Annotated in this window: 15 protein-coding genes; all 15 read left to right on the top strand. The window is 34.9% G+C overall.

The features are described 5' to 3' along the window. A partial coding sequence (locus RWM06_RS07730; protein ID WP_313970711.1) for an LPXTG cell wall anchor domain-containing protein occupies positions 1 to 623 on the top strand: 623 nt, incomplete at its 5' end. 461 nt (positions 624 to 1,084) lie between these two features. Beyond that, complete coding sequence (locus RWM06_RS07725; RefSeq protein WP_313970710.1) at positions 1,085 to 2,320, top strand: glycosyltransferase family 8 protein; 1,236 nt, start codon at positions 1,085 to 1,087, stop codon at positions 2,318 to 2,320. After that, a complete protein-coding gene (locus RWM06_RS07720; protein ID WP_033684192.1) occupies positions 2,302 to 3,198 on the top strand; it encodes a glycosyltransferase family 2 protein in 897 nt (298 codons plus the stop codon). The genes RWM06_RS07725 and RWM06_RS07720 overlap by 19 nt, the downstream gene beginning before the upstream one ends. Positions 3,199 to 3,201: 3 nt before the next feature. Beyond that, entirely contained in the window at positions 3,202 to 4,479 is a 1,278-nt protein-coding gene (locus RWM06_RS07715) for a hypothetical protein (protein ID WP_313970709.1), read from the top strand. Next, positions 4,466 to 5,977: a glycosyltransferase gene (locus tag RWM06_RS07710; RefSeq protein ID WP_313970708.1), complete on the top strand. Its 1,512-nt coding sequence runs from the start codon at positions 4,466 to 4,468 to the stop codon at positions 5,975 to 5,977. Before RWM06_RS07715 ends, RWM06_RS07710 begins: the two co-directional genes overlap by 14 nt. 15 nt (positions 5,978 to 5,992) lie before the next feature. Beyond that, positions 5,993 to 7,738 carry a glycosyltransferase family 2 protein gene (locus tag RWM06_RS07705; RefSeq protein WP_313970707.1) on the top strand — a complete coding sequence of 582 codons (1,746 nt, stop codon included), beginning with the start codon at positions 5,993 to 5,995 and terminating at the stop codon, positions 7,736 to 7,738. Between the two features lie 3 nt (positions 7,739 to 7,741). Next, entirely contained in the window at positions 7,742 to 8,632 is an 891-nt protein-coding gene (locus RWM06_RS07700) for a glycosyltransferase family 2 protein (protein ID WP_313970706.1), read from the top strand. A gap of 74 nt (positions 8,633 to 8,706) precedes the next feature. Continuing rightward, positions 8,707 to 9,594, top strand: a complete 888-nt coding sequence (locus RWM06_RS07695) for a glycosyltransferase family 2 protein (RefSeq protein WP_313970705.1) — start codon at positions 8,707 to 8,709, stop codon at positions 9,592 to 9,594. A gap of 308 nt (positions 9,595 to 9,902) precedes the next feature. After that, positions 9,903 to 10,028, top strand: coding sequence for a hypothetical protein (locus RWM06_RS07690; RefSeq protein ID WP_313970704.1), 126 nt, complete (start codon positions 9,903 to 9,905; stop codon positions 10,026 to 10,028). A 258-nt stretch (positions 10,029 to 10,286) separates the two neighbouring features. Next, positions 10,287 to 11,498, top strand: coding sequence for an accessory Sec system protein translocase subunit SecY2 (secY2, locus tag RWM06_RS07685; RefSeq protein WP_313970703.1), 1,212 nt, complete (start codon positions 10,287 to 10,289; stop codon positions 11,496 to 11,498). A gap of 9 nt (positions 11,499 to 11,507) precedes the next feature. Next, on the top strand, positions 11,508 to 13,088 hold the full coding sequence (asp1, locus tag RWM06_RS07680; protein WP_313970702.1) for an accessory Sec system protein Asp1: 1,581 nt from the start codon (positions 11,508 to 11,510) through the stop codon (positions 13,086 to 13,088). Beyond that, positions 13,072 to 14,604 (top strand): accessory Sec system protein Asp2, encoded by a 1,533-nt coding sequence (asp2, locus tag RWM06_RS07675; protein ID WP_313970701.1) that lies wholly within the window; start codon positions 13,072 to 13,074, stop codon positions 14,602 to 14,604. Before asp1 ends, asp2 begins: the two co-directional genes overlap by 17 nt. Next, positions 14,601 to 15,041, top strand: a complete 441-nt coding sequence (gene asp3, locus RWM06_RS07670) for an accessory Sec system protein Asp3 (protein ID WP_313970700.1) — start codon at positions 14,601 to 14,603, stop codon at positions 15,039 to 15,041. Before asp2 ends, asp3 begins: the two co-directional genes overlap by 4 nt. Then, positions 15,034 to 17,403 (top strand): accessory Sec system translocase SecA2, encoded by a 2,370-nt coding sequence (secA2, locus tag RWM06_RS07665; protein WP_313970699.1) that lies wholly within the window; start codon positions 15,034 to 15,036, stop codon positions 17,401 to 17,403. Before asp3 ends, secA2 begins: the two co-directional genes overlap by 8 nt. A 12-nt stretch (positions 17,404 to 17,415) precedes the next feature. Beyond that, entirely contained in the window at positions 17,416 to 18,927 is a 1,512-nt protein-coding gene (gene gtfA, locus RWM06_RS07660) for an accessory Sec system glycosyltransferase GtfA (RefSeq protein ID WP_313970698.1), read from the top strand. Positions 18,928 to 18,942: the final 15 nt, after the last annotated feature.

Raw genomic sequence — 18,942 nt, 5'->3', positions numbered from 1 at the left:
CATCAACAAGTGCATCTGAGTCTGCATCAACAAGCACAAGCGCTTCTGAATCAGCGTCAACAAGTGTGTCAGAGTCAGTAAGCACAAGCGCTTCAGAATCAGCATCAACAAGTGCATCTGAGTCTGCATCAACAAGCACAAGCGTTTCTGAATCAGCAAGCACAAGCGCAAGTCAATCAGCTTCAGAGTCTGTTTCAACAAGCACTTCTGTCTCAGTAAGTATCTCAATGTCAGTATCTGAATCAACAAGTATGGGTGACCCAGAAAGTAATTACAGACCAGATGTGAGCTTGAGTGAAAGCATATCAGAGTCACAAAGTGTTAATGTTTCCTTATCTGAATCTATCTCAGCATCAGTTGTAACGTCTACTTCAGTAAGTCAATCAACTTCTATGAGTACAAATGTTACAAATTCAGAAAACTCATCAACACCAACAAGTACGACAAGTCAAGAACAATCAACAGCTCAGCCTGTTTCACAAAGCACAGCTGCTAGCTCCAAACAGCTATTACCAAATACTGGTACAGAAGCATCCAAATCATCTGTACTTTTAGGAGCTTTGGCTGCTGTAACTGGTCTAGGTTTGTTTGCCAAACGTCGTAAACGTGACGATGAAGAATAATTGAGTTAAAAATACCTAGAGAGTATTCTTATCCCGATTTATAAAACTCCCTTAGATGATCTTCCATCCAAGGGAGTTTTTCATTATGCGATTATTGCTTCCTCTCGTTCTGTAGCGTAGTGAATCTATAGTATATTGAAGCTAGAATAGTACACTATAACTCCTAAAATATTTCTAGAAATTAACCTGATTTTCCCAATCGATTTATTTTCATCTTATTTCAAGCTACTATACACTAAAAAACTCCAAGCGCCATACAATAAAGGTATTGAAGCCAATTGTAAAGTGGAAGTAGGAAATAGGATACAAAGGCTTATAGTCAATTTCATGGAGATTTCACCAAGATTTTTAAATGCTTTTAGAAGGAATCTATATTGCAAAATAGTGCTATTTTTGGTATGATTATGTATTAGATAATAGAATGTTTTTATTAAATTTAATAGTATGAAATGGTAGGTATTATGAGTAAGAAAGTAATTGTTCTTGCAGCAAATCAAGCTTATGTGAGTTATTTAGAAACAACAATTAAATCGATATGTAGCCATATGAAGCAGATTAAGTTTTATATCCTAAATGAAGATATTCCAACTGATTGGTTCCAGTTAGTAGAGAATCATCTTGAAAAAATAGATTCAGAGATTGTAAATGTTAGATGTTCTTCAGCTATGTTTCAGAATTATAAACTTCCAACAGCGCATTTAAACTATGCTACTTATTTTCGTTATTTAATTCCGAATCATGTCGTAGAAGATAGAGCCTTGTACTTGGATAGTGATATGATTGTAACACAGGATTTATCAGATCTATTTGAACTGGATATGCAAGGTTATCCTGTTGCTGCAGTTGAGGACTTACCGACAACTTCGGATAAGTTTAACGCTGGATTATTATTGATAGATAATAAAAAATGGAGAGAGGAAGATGTTGTGAAACAGTTATTTGATTTGACTGCTCAACATCATCATGAGGTCTATGGAGATCAAGGAATCTTGAATCTCGCTTTTCAGGATAATTGGTATCGTCTTCCTCTAACCTATAATCTTCAAGTGGGGTCAGATAGTCAGCAATTTACACTAGGGGATATGGCTTGGTATGATCTTTTTAAAGGAAAACCAGCAGTCATTCACTATACTACAGGTTTGAAGCCGTGGCATCAACATCATTTTAATCGATTTAGAGAAGAATGGTGGTTTTATTATGGATTGTCATGGGAGGATGTTCTTCTTAGAAAATATCCTGCAAAAGAAGGATGGAGCGCTCTTGTTTCAAAACCACCTTATCAAACAGCTATTTACACGAATACCGTGAATTTACATGAAGCAGAGAATTTGATTAAAGCTCTTCCACAAGTGAATTTTAATATTTTGGCCCACTGCTATTTTGCACCAGAAATTTTAATGTTGGAAAAGTATAAAAATGTAACCCTTTTTCCATGCTTTGATCCTTTGACGCATGAAAAAGTCTTCAATCAGTTAGATTTTTATCTAGATATTAACTATGAGGGCGAAATTTATAACATTATCCAAAAAGTAGTAGATAAGGGAATTCCTTTCTATTCTTTCCAAGCAACAAATCATGGACATGACATCTCTCACTATGTTTTTGAAAATCAGGATGTTCAAGGGATGATTCAGCATATCAAAAACTATTTGGATACCCTAGACAATAAGGAGAAGGAATGCAAACAGAGCCATTAATCAGTGTTATCGTACCAGTCTATAATGTAGCACCTTATCTAGAACTAGCCTTGGATAGTATAAGATACCAATCTTATCAAAATTTAGAAATTATTTTAATTAATGATGGTTCAACGGATGATTCAGAAAGTATCTGTAAAGATATTGCATCTCAAGATGAAAGATTTAGATACATTTATCAAGAGAATGCGGGAGCATCAGTTGCACGTAATAGGGGACTTGATCTAGCAAGTGGAGAATATATTATCTTTGTAGATTCAGACGATTGGTTAGAAAGAAATGCTATCGAGTTTCTTTATCAGAATCTTATAAAGTATGATACAGACATAGCATCGGGAAACTATAATATGTATCATGATGTAAATCAACAATTTCATATTAAGGTTTTTGATGGCGATTATAGAGAAACGCTCTATGATAACAGAGAAGATATTGTTAAACAGATAGCTGAACAAGAAATGAGAGATATGGCTTGGTCAGGCCCTGTTATGAAACTTTTTAAAAGAGAGTTATTTGATGGACTACGTTTTCCTGTTGGAAAAAGTGTTGAGGATACTTTTATTATGTATAAGGTCTTTATCAAGGCTAAAAGAGTTATACATATAGAAAAGGCAATCTACTGGTATCGTATTGGTCAGGAAAGTAGTTTAAATAGTCTTTGGAGTGAAAAAAGAGTTATCGACGAAATGATGGCCTGGGATGAAAGGCTAGCTCTTATAGGTATGTTAGGATATGATATATCAGGTCATAGTTTTTTGTATCATTGTAGAGCGACTCGTGCGCTTGAAAAATTAGAAGAAGCAGGTTTACAGAAGAGTGAAACCTATCGAAGAGTAAAAGAGAAACTCTACATCCTTTCAAGAGAATGGGAAAAGTAAAAAATGTTTGTAATTGCAAAGAAAACAGATGAAAAAGTACCGAAAATTAAGGAAATTTTTCAAAAATTAGAGAAGCCGTTAACTGTATTCTATGTTGATTGTTTTGATGATCTAGATCGTCTTGAACAAGGGGAGTTAACCGCGCTAACATACTTTCTAATGAAAGAAGAGGGGCAACCTCTCTTTTTTAACAATTTACCTCTGCCTCCTTACTGGGAGATAACGACAGATGGTTTAGAAGGCTATGTATATGATCAAGGTAAAAAGAAAGCGGGAATCCAGTTTCGTCAACCACAATCAGAACGTACTGTGGCGAGAGTTTACTGGTATGATGAAGAAGAAAAATGTATCTGGATAGACTATTACAGCGCTTATGGTTGGAAAGTTTGTCGTGAGCTTTTAGATGAAGAAGAAAAGAGTGTACTGAGAACTATTTACAACTCAGAAGGGAGAGAACTTCTGGTAGAATGGTTACAGCAAGATAAAATAGCTTACTTTGATTCGCAGAAGAATCCGACTATCTATCCGAATCGTCATTCTTTTCTCCTTAAAGTATTAGAAGAGATAGTAGAGAGAGAAGATACTTTAATTTTGGGAGAAGAGATTCTCTCGCTTCTTCCATCAAGCAAGAAAGACAATTACTATTATTTGGCAGATGATATAACAGAGGCTGATAAGATTGCAGACCGAGTGAATCAGGTTCTGGTAATGTCTCCTAGAGTTTCGGATGTTTCTCCTTACACTCATTTATATGGTTTTGCCCTAGATAAACCAGTTCCAGTTAGACCACAAGCTATTATTGTTACGAATTCTGAATGGATAGAAGGTTTAGAACAATTATTGATTCAGTTCCCAGAGATTGATTTCCATGTGGGAGCAGTAACTGAGATGGGGAGTCGTATTACTAATTTATCCATTTACCCTAATATCCATATTTATCCTGGGATGACTTATCAACTTTTTCAAGAATTACTTGATAGAAGCAGTTTTTACTTCGATATTCAGTATGATATTGAAATTTTTGCCTCTTCTTTACGTGCAGTAGAAAAAGGTGTATTACTTTATACATTGGATCATCTAACTCATCACGAAGAATATAAACAATTAGAAACTTGCTACGATACAATAGAGTCTCTCATTCAAAATGTACACCAAGTTTTAGAAAATCCTGATAAGTATCATCAACTATCTAGAAATCAAGCTCAAATATTAGGAGTAGCTAGTATAGAAGATTATCGTAGTTTATTTGACAGATGGGAGAGAAAAAATGACGGTTTATAATTTTAATCTACTCTTAGGCTTTGAAGCAAATGGTGTAGATGTTGCCCAAGCCCATCGTTTGCAATTGTTTCGTAGTTTAGATTTAGATACTCGTTTTGTTTTTACTCAGTGGCCTAATTCTGATCAGTTAGATTATTTTTTATCAAAGGGCTATGATTATGAAGAACTGTTATTTGCTCAACTGCTTTTTACGGATCAACAAAGTACAACACCAACTCTTTCTCCACATGAACTAGAAGAGCAACTAGGTTTAAAAACTTCGCAAATCATTCATGAAACACCTTCAGGAAGAACGTATCAGTTGGACGAAGGAGAGTTACTTGTTTTCGTATATGACAAGAAAGACTTCTCTAAAGTGCAGTTTATTGAATATTTTTCAGGGGGCTATTTACTCAAAAGAGAAACCTATGCCTCAACAAAATTAGTAACAGATTATTTCATTTTGAATTATCAAAATGGTCACGTTTTAGCTGAGTTAGGAAGACGAGTCTATCACAATTTAGATGGAAGTGTCGGTCTAGAAGAAATTTTAGTCAATGGGAAACAACGTTATTTGCTTCAGAATGAAAAATTAATAACACATGCAGAATTGATGGAAAGCTTTGTTAAAGAACTTCAATTGAAGGCAAATGATATTGTGATTATGGATAGAGCTTCAAATATGGATTTTGCGCGTCCTTTATTGGAGCAAGAGTCAGGAGCTCGGTTGGGATTGGTATTCCATTCGGAACATACTTTTGGGGATCAACCTTTTAGCTATGAATATTACTATCCTGTAAAATATGCTCATCGTTTTGATTTTATGATTGTTTCGACTGACCTACAGGCAAAAGTTTTGAAAGAATCTTTTGAGAAAGAGGGAAAGGAAGCTCCTAGGATTTATGTGATTCCTGTAGGGAGCCTGAAACAGTTACACTATTCTGAGCAAGATAGAAAAACTACCAAAGTGATGACGGCGTCTCGATTGATCTATTCTAAGCGTGTAGATTTAGCAATTCGGGCAGTCGCATTGGCTCATGAAAAAGGTGGAGATATTGAATTTTCTATTTTTGGACGTGGCATAGAGTATGATAGTTTGGAAAATCTTATCCAAGAATTAGGAGCACAGGAGTATGTTCATTTAATGGGCTATGCAGATTTGACAGCTCAATATTTGAATCATAGCATTTATCTGACAACTTCTTTATCTGAGACATTTGGTTTAACCTTGATGGAAGCGACTGGAGCAGGATTAGCTATGGTTGGTTTTGACTTGAGATATGGAAATCCATCCTTTATAAAAGATGGTTTTAATGGTTATCTAGTTTCTTTTGAGGATAAAAGTGATCAAGAAAGAGTAGAGGAAATTGCTCATATTCTCTTGAAAATGACTTCGCAAGACTTATCTAGCTATCAAGAAGCTTCTTATCATCTAGCAAGCTCGTATTTAGAAGAAAATATTCTAGATTTGTGGAGAGAATTTTTTAGCAATGAGTCATCAATTTCTTTTCAAGAATAAAAAGGAGATGGAATCGTGACAGAATTAATAAGTATCATTGTACCTATTTATAACGTTGAAGAATATCTTAAAGATTGTCTAGATAGTATCCAGAAACAGACCTACCAAAATTATGATTGTATCATGATTAACGATGGATCAACGGATAGTTCTAGAGAAATAGCAGAAACTTATCTAGTAGATAGTCGTTTTCGACTCATTAATCAAGATAATCAAGGCTTGAGTGCTGCAAGAAATACAGGTCTTAGGAACCTTAAGGAAGAGTCTTCTTTTGTGGCTTTTGTTGATAGTGATGATTATCTTAACCCCTTATTTTTAGAAAAATTGGCAGAACAGATCTCAGAAGATGTTGATATTATAGAAGGATCAATTCAAAGTTTTAAAGAAGGTATCTATTATAATCTTCTTCAAATTCATCAAGATAAGTTGGTTTTGACTACTGTAGAAGAAAAGTTAGAACAGCTTTGGTCCCAGGGGTTGAGGGGCAGTGTATTTCCCAAATTGTATAGAAAAAGTTTGTTAAACGACAACTTTTTTCCTAAAGGATTCATCTTTGAAGATTTAGCAGTTATTCCAGAGCTAGTCACTCTTTCAAAAAAATGGGTTAAGATACAGGATGTTCTTTATTACTATAGAATCCGAGAAAATTCAATTACAACGAAATCATTCTCTGAGAAAAATTTAGATATTTTTAAAATTATAGAGAAATTTGATTTATTCTTTGTAGATGCAGATCTCAATGTAAAGCTTTGGGCTGAAAGATTAAAATATGCACAATTAAATCATCAATATCAAACAACAGTATTAGAAGATAATCCTTATGCTTCGAAATACCAAGAAAAACTTGAAAAGTTGATGCTTCAAATAAAAAAATATGAGAAGAGAGAAGTGACAGGAGAGTTGATTAGTATCATTATTTCTGTCTCTAATACTGGATCTTATTTACGACAGTGTTTAGATAGTCTTCTTAATCAAACTTATATTAGTTTTGAGGTTATTCTGTTAAATAATGGATCGACAGACTCCTCAGCTAGTATCTGTCAAGAATATGCTGAGAAGGATAGTCGTTTTAAGTATTTTGAAACAGAACAGGATAGTATCTCTTCTTCTTATAATTTAGGGCTTGAAGCTTCAAAGGGAAGTTACATTACCTTTATAAAATCGGATGATTGGGTAGATTCAGATTATCTAGAACTACTTTATGCTACTATGATTGAGGAGAAAGCAGACATAGTAGTTTCAACTTATAAAACTTTTAATGTGGATACAGGTTTATTGGAGTATCATGCTTATCAGAAAGACTGTACAGAATCTATTTTCAATAAAAAGGACTTGCTTCTTGCGCTACCGAGGTTAGATAGAGATTCTTCCTTTAGCTATGTTTTTGGAAAATTAGTATCTCGTATTGCTTTAGGTAAGATTCGATTTAACGAAAGTACCCAGTTGGGAGAGGATATGGAGTTCTGGTATAAGCTTTATCTTCTTTCTGAAAAAGTGGTCTATCTAAATAGAGATACCTATACTCTCAGAAAATATAGTGATGTTCAGAACTATCTAAATCCAGCAATCGTTTGTAGTGATATTCAACAACGTCTACAGTTTATATCAATTCTTGCAGCAAAACATATAGATGTAAAAGATTATATTGAAAATCTCATATTGCTTTTAAACTATAGAATTGGTTTTTTAGAAGGCAATTCATCTACATCTAAAGAGATGAGATGGTTAAAAGAAACCTTATTTCTACTAGGAGGGGAATAGTTAATGATACCAGATTTGATTAGCGTAATTGTTCCGATTTATAATGTTGAGAACTATATACGACAATGTTTTGATAGTTTACTTAATCAAACCTATCAAAATTTTGAAGTTTTGATGATTAATGATGGTTCTCCAGATAATTCAGCTTCTATCTGTCAGGAGTATGCGGCTAGAGATTCTCGTTTTCGCTATTTTGAAAAGGAGAATGGTGGTATTTCAACAGCAGTAAATTTAGGAATTGAACATTCACAAGGAGAATATGTTACACTAATGGACCCAGATGATTGGGCAGATAACGACTATCTTGAAGTTCTGTACAATGCTATTGTTCAAGAAGGAGCAGATGTATCGATTTCAAGTTATAAACGCTTTAATATGAGTGATAATAGCTTCTATTTTCATGCCTTTACTAAAGAATATGATAAAAAAGTTTTTACTAACAAGGAGTTTTTAGAAAGTTTACCAAATTTGGTAGCTTCAGACTATTCATTTTTTATTACATTTAGTAAATTAGTACGAAAAGAAATGATTGGTCTTATTCGTTTTAATGCTGACACTAAACTGGCTATGGACATGGAATTCTGGTATAAAGTATATCTTAAAGTGAATAAGGTGGTATTTGTGAATAGAGATACCTATACTTATAGAATACATAGTACATCAGCTGCAAATAATTTAACTGTTGAAAAACTTAAAAGTAGTATGCAACATCGTTTAGCTTTCATAGCTATCCTTGCTGCTCGAGGAATAAATATAGAGTCTTATGTTCAAGATTATATAGGACATTTATATGATGTAATGGCAGTTATTGAAAATCAAGGTTTAGAAGCAGATGAAACTTTAAGATGGATTAGGGAGATGATGTATCTTTTGACTTTCAAGAATGAAGAATAGTGGCTAAAACTGTCACTATATAACTATTTGCTGGATTGCTAGCATAAGAGAAATGGATAAATAGGAGATGAGAAGTGGATCAGGAGCTTATTAGTATTATCGTTCCAATTTTTAATACTGAAAAATATTTACATCAATGTTTAGATAGCATATTGAGCCAATCTTATGGAAACTTTGAATGTTTATTAATAAATGATGGTTCAACAGATGCTTCTGCTAGCATTTGTAGAGAATATGTTGCTAAAGATGCTCGTTTTCGTTATTTTGAAAAGGAGAATGGTGGCGTTTCCTCGGCACGTAATTTAGGAATCGAACGTTCGGGGGGGGCGTACATTACCTTTATTGATTCGGATGATTGGGTAGAGTTTGATTATCTAGAAGTTCTGTATTCTGCCATTATTCAAGAAACTGCTGATATATCTGTATCTTCTTATAGGACGTATGAAATGTCTAAAAATCGGTGGATTTTCCATGCTTTTGAACGAACGAAACATCAAAAAGTGTTCAGTAGGCAGGAATTGATGAACCAACTAGTATTTTTGGATAGTATTGATGGTTCTTTTAGATTTGTTAGTTGTAAATTAGTACGTAAAAGTATCTTAGCTGGGATATGGTTTAATGAATCTACTCATTTAGGTGAGGATATGGAATTTTGGTTTAAATTATATCTAGTTGCTGAAAAGGTAGTTTTTTCGAATAGAGATACCTATATTTATCGTAAAAATTTTACAACCTCAAAATATGCTACTTTGAAACATATTCGATCTGATATGCAACAACGCTTAAATTTTATCGCTTTTCTTAGAGCTAAAGGGATGAATACAAATAATTTTGTAAATAGTCTTGAGGTTGAACTACACCATATAAAAACAAACTTAGAACTTGATCAATTTGAACATAGGGAAGTGATAGGGTACATTGAAGAGGTTCTGTTGTTGCTAGAAGTGAATATAAATCCTTAAATCCATAAGATTGTTAAGAAAATTGAGGAGCAGGGATAAATGATATGATTTTCATTTACTCAAGGCGATATTTTATCATAAAATAGATATACTGCTGACTCAGTTTTTCATACAATAGAGGAGATAGAAGTATATTTTCTGAATGGAAGAAATGAGTTAATTCCTGAAAGATAATGTTTGAAAAATGAGAAATTAAAGTCTATGTACTCGGTGGATAAGACCTAGGGGAGAGTAGAAAAATTAGTAGTTATGAGCAGATTTTTTCTGCTTTTTTTGATATAATTATTATATTTGGGAATTAATACTCAATGAAAATCAAAGAGCAAACTAGGAAGCTAGCCGCAGGTTGCTCAAAACACTGTTTTGAGGTTGTGGATAAGACTGACAAAGTCAGGAACACATATCTACGGCAAGGCGAAGCTGACGTGGTTTGAAGAGATTTTCGAAGAGTATAAATAGAGTGATTTTAAAGGTTCTATTCCTTTATTCAACTATTGTTTGAGCTTGTATTTTTTAGTTAAGTTATTTAGTTTTAAAACAAGATTTACCAAAATAAAAATGCATAAAATATAGGGTAGCTAAGTTGGCTGATAAAGATTGTTTTTTTGTTTTCATAGATATCTAGGCAAGTATCCCTACTTACAAAAAGGGGTAAAGAGTAACATTGTAATCATGTGTAGAAAGGGTCAATTATGAAAAATATATTTTCATCCATCATTTTAAAAAAACTGAGTATTAGTTTTTTTCTATTATTTATATATGTAGTGGGTAGTAGAATTAGTTTACCTTTTGTTGATTTGAATAGTAGAGATTTTCTAGGAGGAACGACTGCTTATTTAGCATTTTCAACCGCTCTTACAGGTGGGAATTTAAGAAGTCTCTCCCTTTTTTCTATTGGTCTTTCACCATGGATGTCTGCTATGATATTATGGACTATGCTCTCTCTTTTTAAGGGACTTACTGGAAGTGGGAAGGAATCACAAGATAGACGACAGATGTACTTAACTTTAGTGATTGCTCTTATTCAGTCAGCAGCTGTAGTTCTAAGTTTACCTATCCAATCATCCTATTCAACTGTACTCGTTTATATCTTAAATATCAGCCTCTTATGTGCAGGTAGTTTTTTCTTGATATGGCTGTCAGATATTAATGCTAGTAATGGTGTTGGAGGAGCGATGTTAATTTTGCTTACCTCTATGATTATTAATATGCCCCAAGATATTATTAATTCTATTCAGATATTAACTCCTCCTGCCTGGGTTGTCATTTTAATGGTTTTATTTGCACTTGTTTCTACCTACGTCAATGTCATTTTATATCGTGCTCGTTACCGTGTGGCAGTAAATAAAATTGGCTTACACAGTCGTTTTAAACGTTATTCTTATTTTGAGATGGCCTTAACTCCCGCTGGAGGAATGCCTTATATGTATGTTATGACCTTTATGACTCTGCCAATTTATCTTTTGATGTTACTTAGAATGTTTGATTCTCATAATCCACTCTATGCAACATTGATAGGGGAATTTACAATGGGGAAACCTTTGTGGATTTATACTTATCTGTTGATGTTGTTTGCATTTAACCTTATATTTGCTTTTATTAGTATGAGTGGAGAGCAGATAGCTGACTCTATGAAAAAATCAGGTGAGTATATCTATGGGATTTATCCTGGAGAGGACACGAGCCGTTTTATTAATCGATTAATTTTTCGATTTGCCTTTATAGGAGCCGTGTATAGTATTATTATTGCAGGGCTTCCCATGCTTTTTGTTTTATATGATGAGCGTTTTTTACGCTTGACAATGATTCCAGGTCTTTTATTTATGATGCTTGGAATGATTTTTATGGTTAGAGAAGAACTGATAGCTCTGAGACTAAATGAGACTTATAAACCATTAATTTAGGAGGACAGTATGTATTATTTTATTCCATCTTGGTATGGTTCAGGGCGACAGTGGCATGCGGATATTACACCGTGGTATCGTAGCTTCTTCAAACTAGAATTTGACGATACTTTCAATCAGATTCGTTTATTTCAGAGACAAGAAATTACCTCCCACCTAATGATATTAGCTTATCATCCTCATCTACGCTATTTTTTACATCGTCATGGTGTTTTAGAGGCATCTGTTTATTCTGTGTTTGATGACATGCAGGATTTGCACGATCCACATGTACAAGTGTTGAATATGTGGGATATTGAATGGGATAAAGAGTGTGAATTTCTCTATAGTCCCTTTGCAATCACTGTTTACAAACAAGGTAAACGGTATGCTCAGGTGGAGCATGGAACGGAAGGTTTCATAAGTGATATTCAATATTTTCATGAAAATGGTCAGTTACTTGAACATTATATAATGGATGATCGTGGCTTTGTGTCGAGTGTGATTTATTTTAAAGAGGGGGCGCCATCTTATCAAGACTATTTGAATTTGAAAGGAATTTGGCAATTCAGAGAGTATCTGCAAGAAGATGGCAGAGTTGAAGTGAATCCTATTTTTTCTTATCAATATAAAAAAACAAGTTATAAAAATATAGGGGAATTGATTGCGGAATTTTTTGAAAGAAGACTCTTGCAACAATATAAGGAGGATGATATTTATATCCTACCTTCTCACGACAAACATAATGAATTTGTTTTATCACGTTTACCAGAGAATAGTACGAAAATTTTGAGTCTTTTCATTGGCCGTAACCCTCAGGAAAGTTTAAGCGAATTGGGGGGGGTTTGTGAAAAGGTTGATTTAGTTCTAGTGGATAGAGAGGATAGTCTTCAACAGTTGCAGAACCTTTATCCTGAAAAAATTGCTAAATTTCAACATCTGTCTCCTTTTGATACTCGTTTAAGACTTGGAAAAAGTCAAAGAAAGAAAGAATCGATTATTTATTTCCATCTTAATTTTGAAGAGGGCCTTGATGAAGAAGGGATTTATGAAGTTCTTTCATATGTTGCTAAGACAGACGATACAGAATTAGTTTTTGGTACTTTTGCAGCAAATCAGGAACAAATGAGTCAAGTTGAAGAGTTGGTGCAAGATATGATTTCTGAACGTATCCATGTAGCTAATTTTGAAAAAGAATTAGATTATGGAGAAGCTGAGAATCCATTGGAAGAAAATGAGAATCAGAATTTACGTTATCAATTTATAAATATGTATGATGAGTCGGATTTGATTAAAAATTTAGAATATGTACGTTTGATTATTGATCTCAGCATTCAGCCTCATCTTTATACACAGATAGCTGCCATAAGTGCGGGAATTCCTCAAATCAATAGAGTTAAGACAGTTTATGTAGAGCATTTAAAGAATGGCTATCTTCTTTCGGAAGTATCAGAACTTCACAAGGCTATGTCTCATTACCTAGATACACTCAAGGAATGGAATCAGTCGTTAATTTATACAATTGACAAAATTAAAGAGCATACAGGAAAGCGTTTCTTAGAAAAATTGCATTATTGGATTGGAGAAGTAACAAATGGTGAGGGAACATAAAATTTTACAAATAGGAATTGATAACTGGAAACACCATTATGATATTCCTGAAAATATGGATTGGTACTACTTCTGTCCAGATTCACCTCTTGCTATTCGCAAAATGATGGAGATAGATAATATTTCAAGTTTTCATGCTGTTTTGATAGAAGATGGGCGTTATTTGAGTGATTTGTTGCCTTTTTCTAAAAACTTAGATCCTTATACAGTTTTTTATCCTCAAGATTTTCAATCAAATGATTCAGATATTTTAGATTTACTGAAAAAACGTTGTGCAAGAGCTATTGATTTCTCCGAACCAGAAAAATTACTAAAAGATTTATCGACTTCTCTATTTGGAGGAGGATATGGCGATAAAATGAAACCTTCTACAATACAAGTTCACCATTCATTTCAAGGAAATGTATCTTATCAAGGGCATGAATATTTAGAATTAGAGGGAGATTTTGGTGAGGACTTTTCTCAGGTAGCATATTGGAGTTATAATATTGCTGTAACACGTAGTTTACCGATTGAATTATGGCTTGAATATGAAAAAAATTCAGGAGTTGAGTTTCGATTTCGTGTCAAAAAGATTTTTGAAGGATCGATTGCTGATATTACAGAGGATCTTGTTTTTGAAGAGTCGGATTTGGCTTCTACTATTTTGATTGAGCAAACATATAATGCCTATTTGGCACTTTCTATTGAAGCAAGAGGAAAGGGAAAACTAAAAATTGGAAATCTTCATCAACGTTGGAGTAGAAAACAATTCGGTAAATTCGTTTTAGGTGGAAATACTCTTCATGATAAAAAAAGAGATGAAATTAACTATTTCTTCCATCCAGGAGATTTTAAGCCGCCTTTAGCTATTTATTTTGCAGGATATCGCCCTGCGGAAGGTTTTGAAGGCTATTGGATGATGAAAAATCTGGGATGTCCTTTCCTTCTATTTTCAGATCCTCGTATAGAAGGTGGTGCTTTCTATATAGGAAGTGAAGAGTTAGAAAGTAAGGTTAGAAAAACCATCCAATATTACCTTGATTATTTAGGTCTGACATCTAGTGATTTAATTTTATCGGGACTTTCTATGGGAACCTTTCCAGCGCTTTATTATGGCTCTTTTTTTGAGCCATATGCCGTTGTTGTTGGAAAACCTTTGACGAATATTGGAACCGTTGCTAGACGCGGTCGCTTGGATGCTCCTTGGATATTTAATACAGGATTTGATGTGTTGAACCATCAAACAGGTGGTCTGACTTCTGGGCATGTAACTGAATTGGATCAGTATTTTTGGAACTCTTTCAAAAGAGCAGATTTTTCAAATACAACCTTTGGTTTGTCCTATATGAAGGATGAAGATATGGATCCTCAGGCATACGAAGAGTTAGTGGAACATTTATGTAATACAGGCGCTAAGATACTATCCAGAGGTACTTCTGGTCGACATAATGATGATACTGGGGAAAATGTTGCCTGGTTTTTGCATTTCTATCATATGGTTTTAAAAACAGGATTTGGACGAGGTGAGGTATGATTATTAGACAGAGACCAGATATCAAATGGGGAGACAGACTGAATATGTATATTTACGGTACGAAGGTGACCTATCATTCTGATTCTCATGTAAGCATATATAATCCATTAGTTCCTTCAGGGACTAAAATTCAAGGTTGGATTTCGCATACGAACTATCAAGCTGCTCGAAAACAACCAAGCCTTCCATTGTTGAAAAGAAAACAAGAATATCAATTAATAATGAAATTTGACTGTCAACCTAAAAAAGGGGTGTACACATCAATTACATTTTTTGATCGATATGGCGATGTCATTGAAGAAAAAATTGAAAAAAATAAAAGATTCACGTTTATTTACCCTGAGGATGCCCACACCTATCAAGTTCATCTCTTAAGTGCTGGCTTTGAATCTTTGGATTTTTATTCTTTTTCTATTGAGGAGATTAATCGTGATTAAAGAGGTTTATCAGAGCTTTCAACTTAGAAGAGTTAAAAAAATTCTAAAAAAAATCAATGCACTAAAGCATAAGATGGAATCTTTGTCGGACCAAGAACTGTCTGCAAAAACAGTGGAGTTTCGCCGACGTCTGGCTAAAGGCGAAACTTTGGACGATCTCTTGGTAGAGGCTTTTGCAGTTGTTCGTGAGGCTGATCGTCGGATTTTGGGGATGTTTCCTTATGATGTTCAGGTAATGGGGGGAATTGTTATTCATGAGGGTAACGTCGCTGAAATGAGTACTGGAGAAGGAAAAACTTTGACAGCAACGATGCCTGTTTACCTTAATGCTTTAACAGGAAAAGGGACAATGGTGATTACCCCGAATGCCTATCTTGCCAAGCGGGATGCCGAGGAGATGGGAGAGGTTTACCGTTTTCTAGGCTTAACAATAGGAGTTCCTTTTGTAGAGAGTGGTAAAGATTTCTCTGTTGAAGAAAAGAGGGAGATGTATAACTCTGATATTATATATACAACAAATGGTAACTTGGGTTTTGATTATTTAAATGATAATTTAGCATCGAATAAGGAAGGTAAATTTTTGCGTCCCTTTGATTATGCAATTATTGATGAGATAGATGATATTTTGTTAGATAGCGCCCAAACTCCCTTAATTATCGCTGGAGCTCCTAGAGTTCAGTCGAACCATTATGGTATTGTTAATACTCTTATGACTACGCTAGTAGAAGGTGAAGATTTTATTTACAAAGAGGAGAAGGGAGAAATTTGGTTAACGAAACAGGGAGCCAAGGAAGCGGAAAGTTTCTTTGGAATTGACCATCTATATAATGAAAAAAATGCAGTCTTTGCTCGCCACATAGTATACGCAATGAGGGCTCATAAGCTTTATACAAAAGATAAAGACTATGTTATTAGGGGCAATGAGATGGTTCTTGTAGATAAAGGTTCTGGACGTTTATTAGAACAAACCAAACTACAGGGAGGACTTCATCAGGCCATTGAGGCAAAGGAACATGTCAAACTTTCTCCAGAGACGCGTGCTATGGCTTCTATTACGTATCAGAGTCTATTTAAAATGTTCAATAAGCTTTCTGGTATGACAGGTACAGGTAAAGTTGCGGAAAAAGAATTTCGAGAGACTTATAATATGGCTGTTGTACGGATTCCTACTAACCGCCCTAAACAACGAATTGACTATCCAGACAATTTATACGTTACTTTACCTGAAAAAGTTTACGCTTCCTTGGAGTACATCAAAGAATACCATGCTAAGGGAAATCCCTTATTGGTCTTTGTTGGCTCGGTAGAGATGTCTCAGTTGTATTCATCGCTTTTGTTACGAGAAGGGATTGCTCATAATGTTCTGAATGCTCACAATGTGGCGCGTGAAGCACAAATTATCTCAGAGTCAGGCCAGATGGGGGCTGTGACAGTTGCTACTTCCATGGCAGGGCGAGGTACGGATATCAAACTTGGTAAGGGAGTTGCAGAACTGGGTGGTTTAATTGTTATCGGAACAGAGCGGATGGAAAGTCAGCGTGTTGATCTTCAAATCCGTGGACGTTCTGGTCGTCAAGGAGATCCTGGCATGAGTAAATTCTTTGTATCTCTGGAGGATGATGTTATTAAGAAATATGGTCCATCTTGGGTACATAAGAAGTATAAAGATTATCAAGTTCAAGATATGACACAACCAGAAGTTTTAAAGGGACGTAAGTATCGTAATCTTGTTGCTAAAGCACAATATTCTAGTGATAGTGCTGGACGTGCGGCACGTATTCATACCTTGGAATATGCTGAGAGTATGAATATTCAAAGAGAAATGATGTATAAAGAGAGAAATCGATTAATAGATGGTTCTCGTGATTTAGAGGATGTTGTGGGAGAAATTATTGATACCTATATAGACCAAGTAGCTTCTTCAAACTACGAGAGTCGCGAATTGTTGTTTCACTTTATCGTAACTAATATTAGTTTTCATGTTAAAGAACTTCCAGAAGATATTGATGTAACAAATAAAACTAAAGTTCGTTCTTTTATTAAGCAGATTATTGATAAAGAACTTTCTGAAAAAAGAGCCTTACTTGAACAGCATGATTTATATGAACAGTTTTTACGACTTTCCCTACTTAAGGCCATTGACTATAATTGGGTAGAGCAGGTGGATTATCTTCAGCAATTATCTATGGCTATTAGCGGTCAGTCTGCTGCCCAGAAAAATCCTATTGTAGAGTACTATCAAGAAGCCTATGCAGGCTTTGAAACCATGAAGGAACAAATTCGTGTGGATATGGTGCGTAATCTCCTGATGGGCTTGGTTGAAGTCACTCCTAAGGGTGAGATTATTACTCATTTCCCATAAGAAGAGGAATATATGACAATTTATAATATAAATTTAGGAATTGGCTGGGCTAGCAGTGGTGTTGAATATGCCCAAGCCTATCGTGCTGGTATTTTTAGAAGTCTAAATCTGTCTTCTAAGTTTATCTTTACAGATATGATTTTAGCCGATAATATTCAGCATTTAACAGCCAATATTGGTTTTGACGATGATCAGGTTATTTGGCTTTATAACCACTTTACAGATATTAAGATTGCGCCAACAAGTGTAACAGTAGATGAGGTCTTGGCTTACTTTGGAGGTGTGGAAAGTCGTAGAGAAAAGAATGGTAAGGTTTTACGTGTCTTCTTTTCTGACCAAGATAAGTTTGTAACCTGTTATTTGGTTGATGAAAATAAGGATTTGGTTCAGCATGTAGAGTATGTTTTTAAAGGAAATTTGATTCGTAAGGATTACTTTTCTTATACTCGTTATTGTACCGAATACTTTGCTCCCAAGGACAATGCTGCAGTGCTATACCAACGAACTTTTTATAATGAAGACGGGACTCCAGCCTATGACATCTTGATGAATCAAGGGAAGGAAGAAGTTTACCGTTTCAAGGATAAGATTTTCTATGGGAAGCAAGCTTTTATGCGTGCCTTTATGAAATCCTTGAATTTGAGCAAGTCTGATTTGGTCATCCTTGATAGGGAGACAGGTATTGGTCAGGTTGTGTTTGAGGAAGCACAAGCAGCGCATTTAGCGGTAGTTGTTCATGCGGAGCATTATAGTGAAAATGCTACAAATGAGGATTACATTCTTTGGAATAATTACTATGACTATCAGTTTACAAATGCAGATAAGGTTGACTTCTTTATCGTATCAACTGATAAGCAGAGAGAAGTTCTGCAAGAGCAATTTGCTAAATACACCCAGCACCAACCAAAGATTGTTACCATTCCTGTAGGAAGTATTGATTCCTTGACTGAGTCGAGTCAAGGACGTAAGCCATTTTCATTGATTACGGCTTCACGTCTTGCCAAAGAAAAACACATTGATTGGTTGGTCAAGGCGGTCATTGAGGCGCGTAAGGAAATCCCTGAATTGACCTTTGATATTTATGGTAGTGGTGGAGAAGATTCTCTTCTTCGAGAAATTATTGCTAGTCATAAGGCAGAAGACTATATTCAGCTCAAGGGACATGCGGAACTTTCGCAGATTTATAGCCAGTATGAGGTTTACTTGACGGCTTCTACCAGCGAAGGCTTTGGTTTGACCTTGATGGAAGCTATTGGTTCAGGTCTACCTCTAATTGGTTTTGATGTGCCTTATGGTAATCAGACCTTTATAGAAGATGGGCAAAATGGTTATTTGATTCCAAGTTCATCTGACCATGTAGAAGACCAAATCAAGCAAGCTTTTTCAACTAAGATTTGTCAATTGTATCAAGAAAATCGTCTAGAGGGTATGCGTGCCCATTCTTATCAGATTGCAGAAGGCTTCTTAACCGAAGAAATTTTAGAAAAGTGGAAGAAAACAGTAGAGGAGGTGCTCCATGATTGAACTTTATGATCGTTA

This window comes from uncultured Streptococcus sp. (genome assembly GCF_963516575.1).
Taxonomy (GTDB): Bacteria; Bacillota; Bacilli; order Lactobacillales; family Streptococcaceae; genus Streptococcus.
This window is presented reverse-complemented; position numbering and strand designations above follow the sequence as displayed.

Bases quoted from the DNA above. Each gene is read 5' to 3' on its own strand.
- gtfA (WP_313970698.1), top strand. From the start codon at position 17,416: ATGACAATTTATAATATAAATTTAGGAATTGGCTGGGCTAGCAGTGGT.
- RWM06_RS07700 (WP_313970706.1), top strand. From the start codon at position 7,742: ATGATACCAGATTTGATTAGCGTAATTGTTCCGATTTATAATGTTGAG.
- RWM06_RS07690 (WP_313970704.1), top strand. From the start codon at position 9,903: ATGAAAATCAAAGAGCAAACTAGGAAGCTAGCCGCAGGTTGCTCAAAA.
- RWM06_RS07725 (WP_313970710.1), top strand. From the start codon at position 1,085: ATGAGTAAGAAAGTAATTGTTCTTGCAGCAAATCAAGCTTATGTGAGT.
- asp1 (WP_313970702.1), top strand. From the start codon at position 11,508: ATGTATTATTTTATTCCATCTTGGTATGGTTCAGGGCGACAGTGGCAT.
- asp2 (WP_313970701.1), top strand. From the start codon at position 13,072: ATGGTGAGGGAACATAAAATTTTACAAATAGGAATTGATAACTGGAAA.
- asp3 (WP_313970700.1), top strand. From the start codon at position 14,601: ATGATTATTAGACAGAGACCAGATATCAAATGGGGAGACAGACTGAAT.
- RWM06_RS07720 (WP_033684192.1), top strand. From the start codon at position 2,302: ATGCAAACAGAGCCATTAATCAGTGTTATCGTACCAGTCTATAATGTA.
- secY2 (WP_313970703.1), top strand. From the start codon at position 10,287: ATGAAAAATATATTTTCATCCATCATTTTAAAAAAACTGAGTATTAGT.
- RWM06_RS07710 (WP_313970708.1), top strand. From the start codon at position 4,466: ATGACGGTTTATAATTTTAATCTACTCTTAGGCTTTGAAGCAAATGGT.
- RWM06_RS07715 (WP_313970709.1), top strand. From the start codon at position 3,202: ATGTTTGTAATTGCAAAGAAAACAGATGAAAAAGTACCGAAAATTAAG.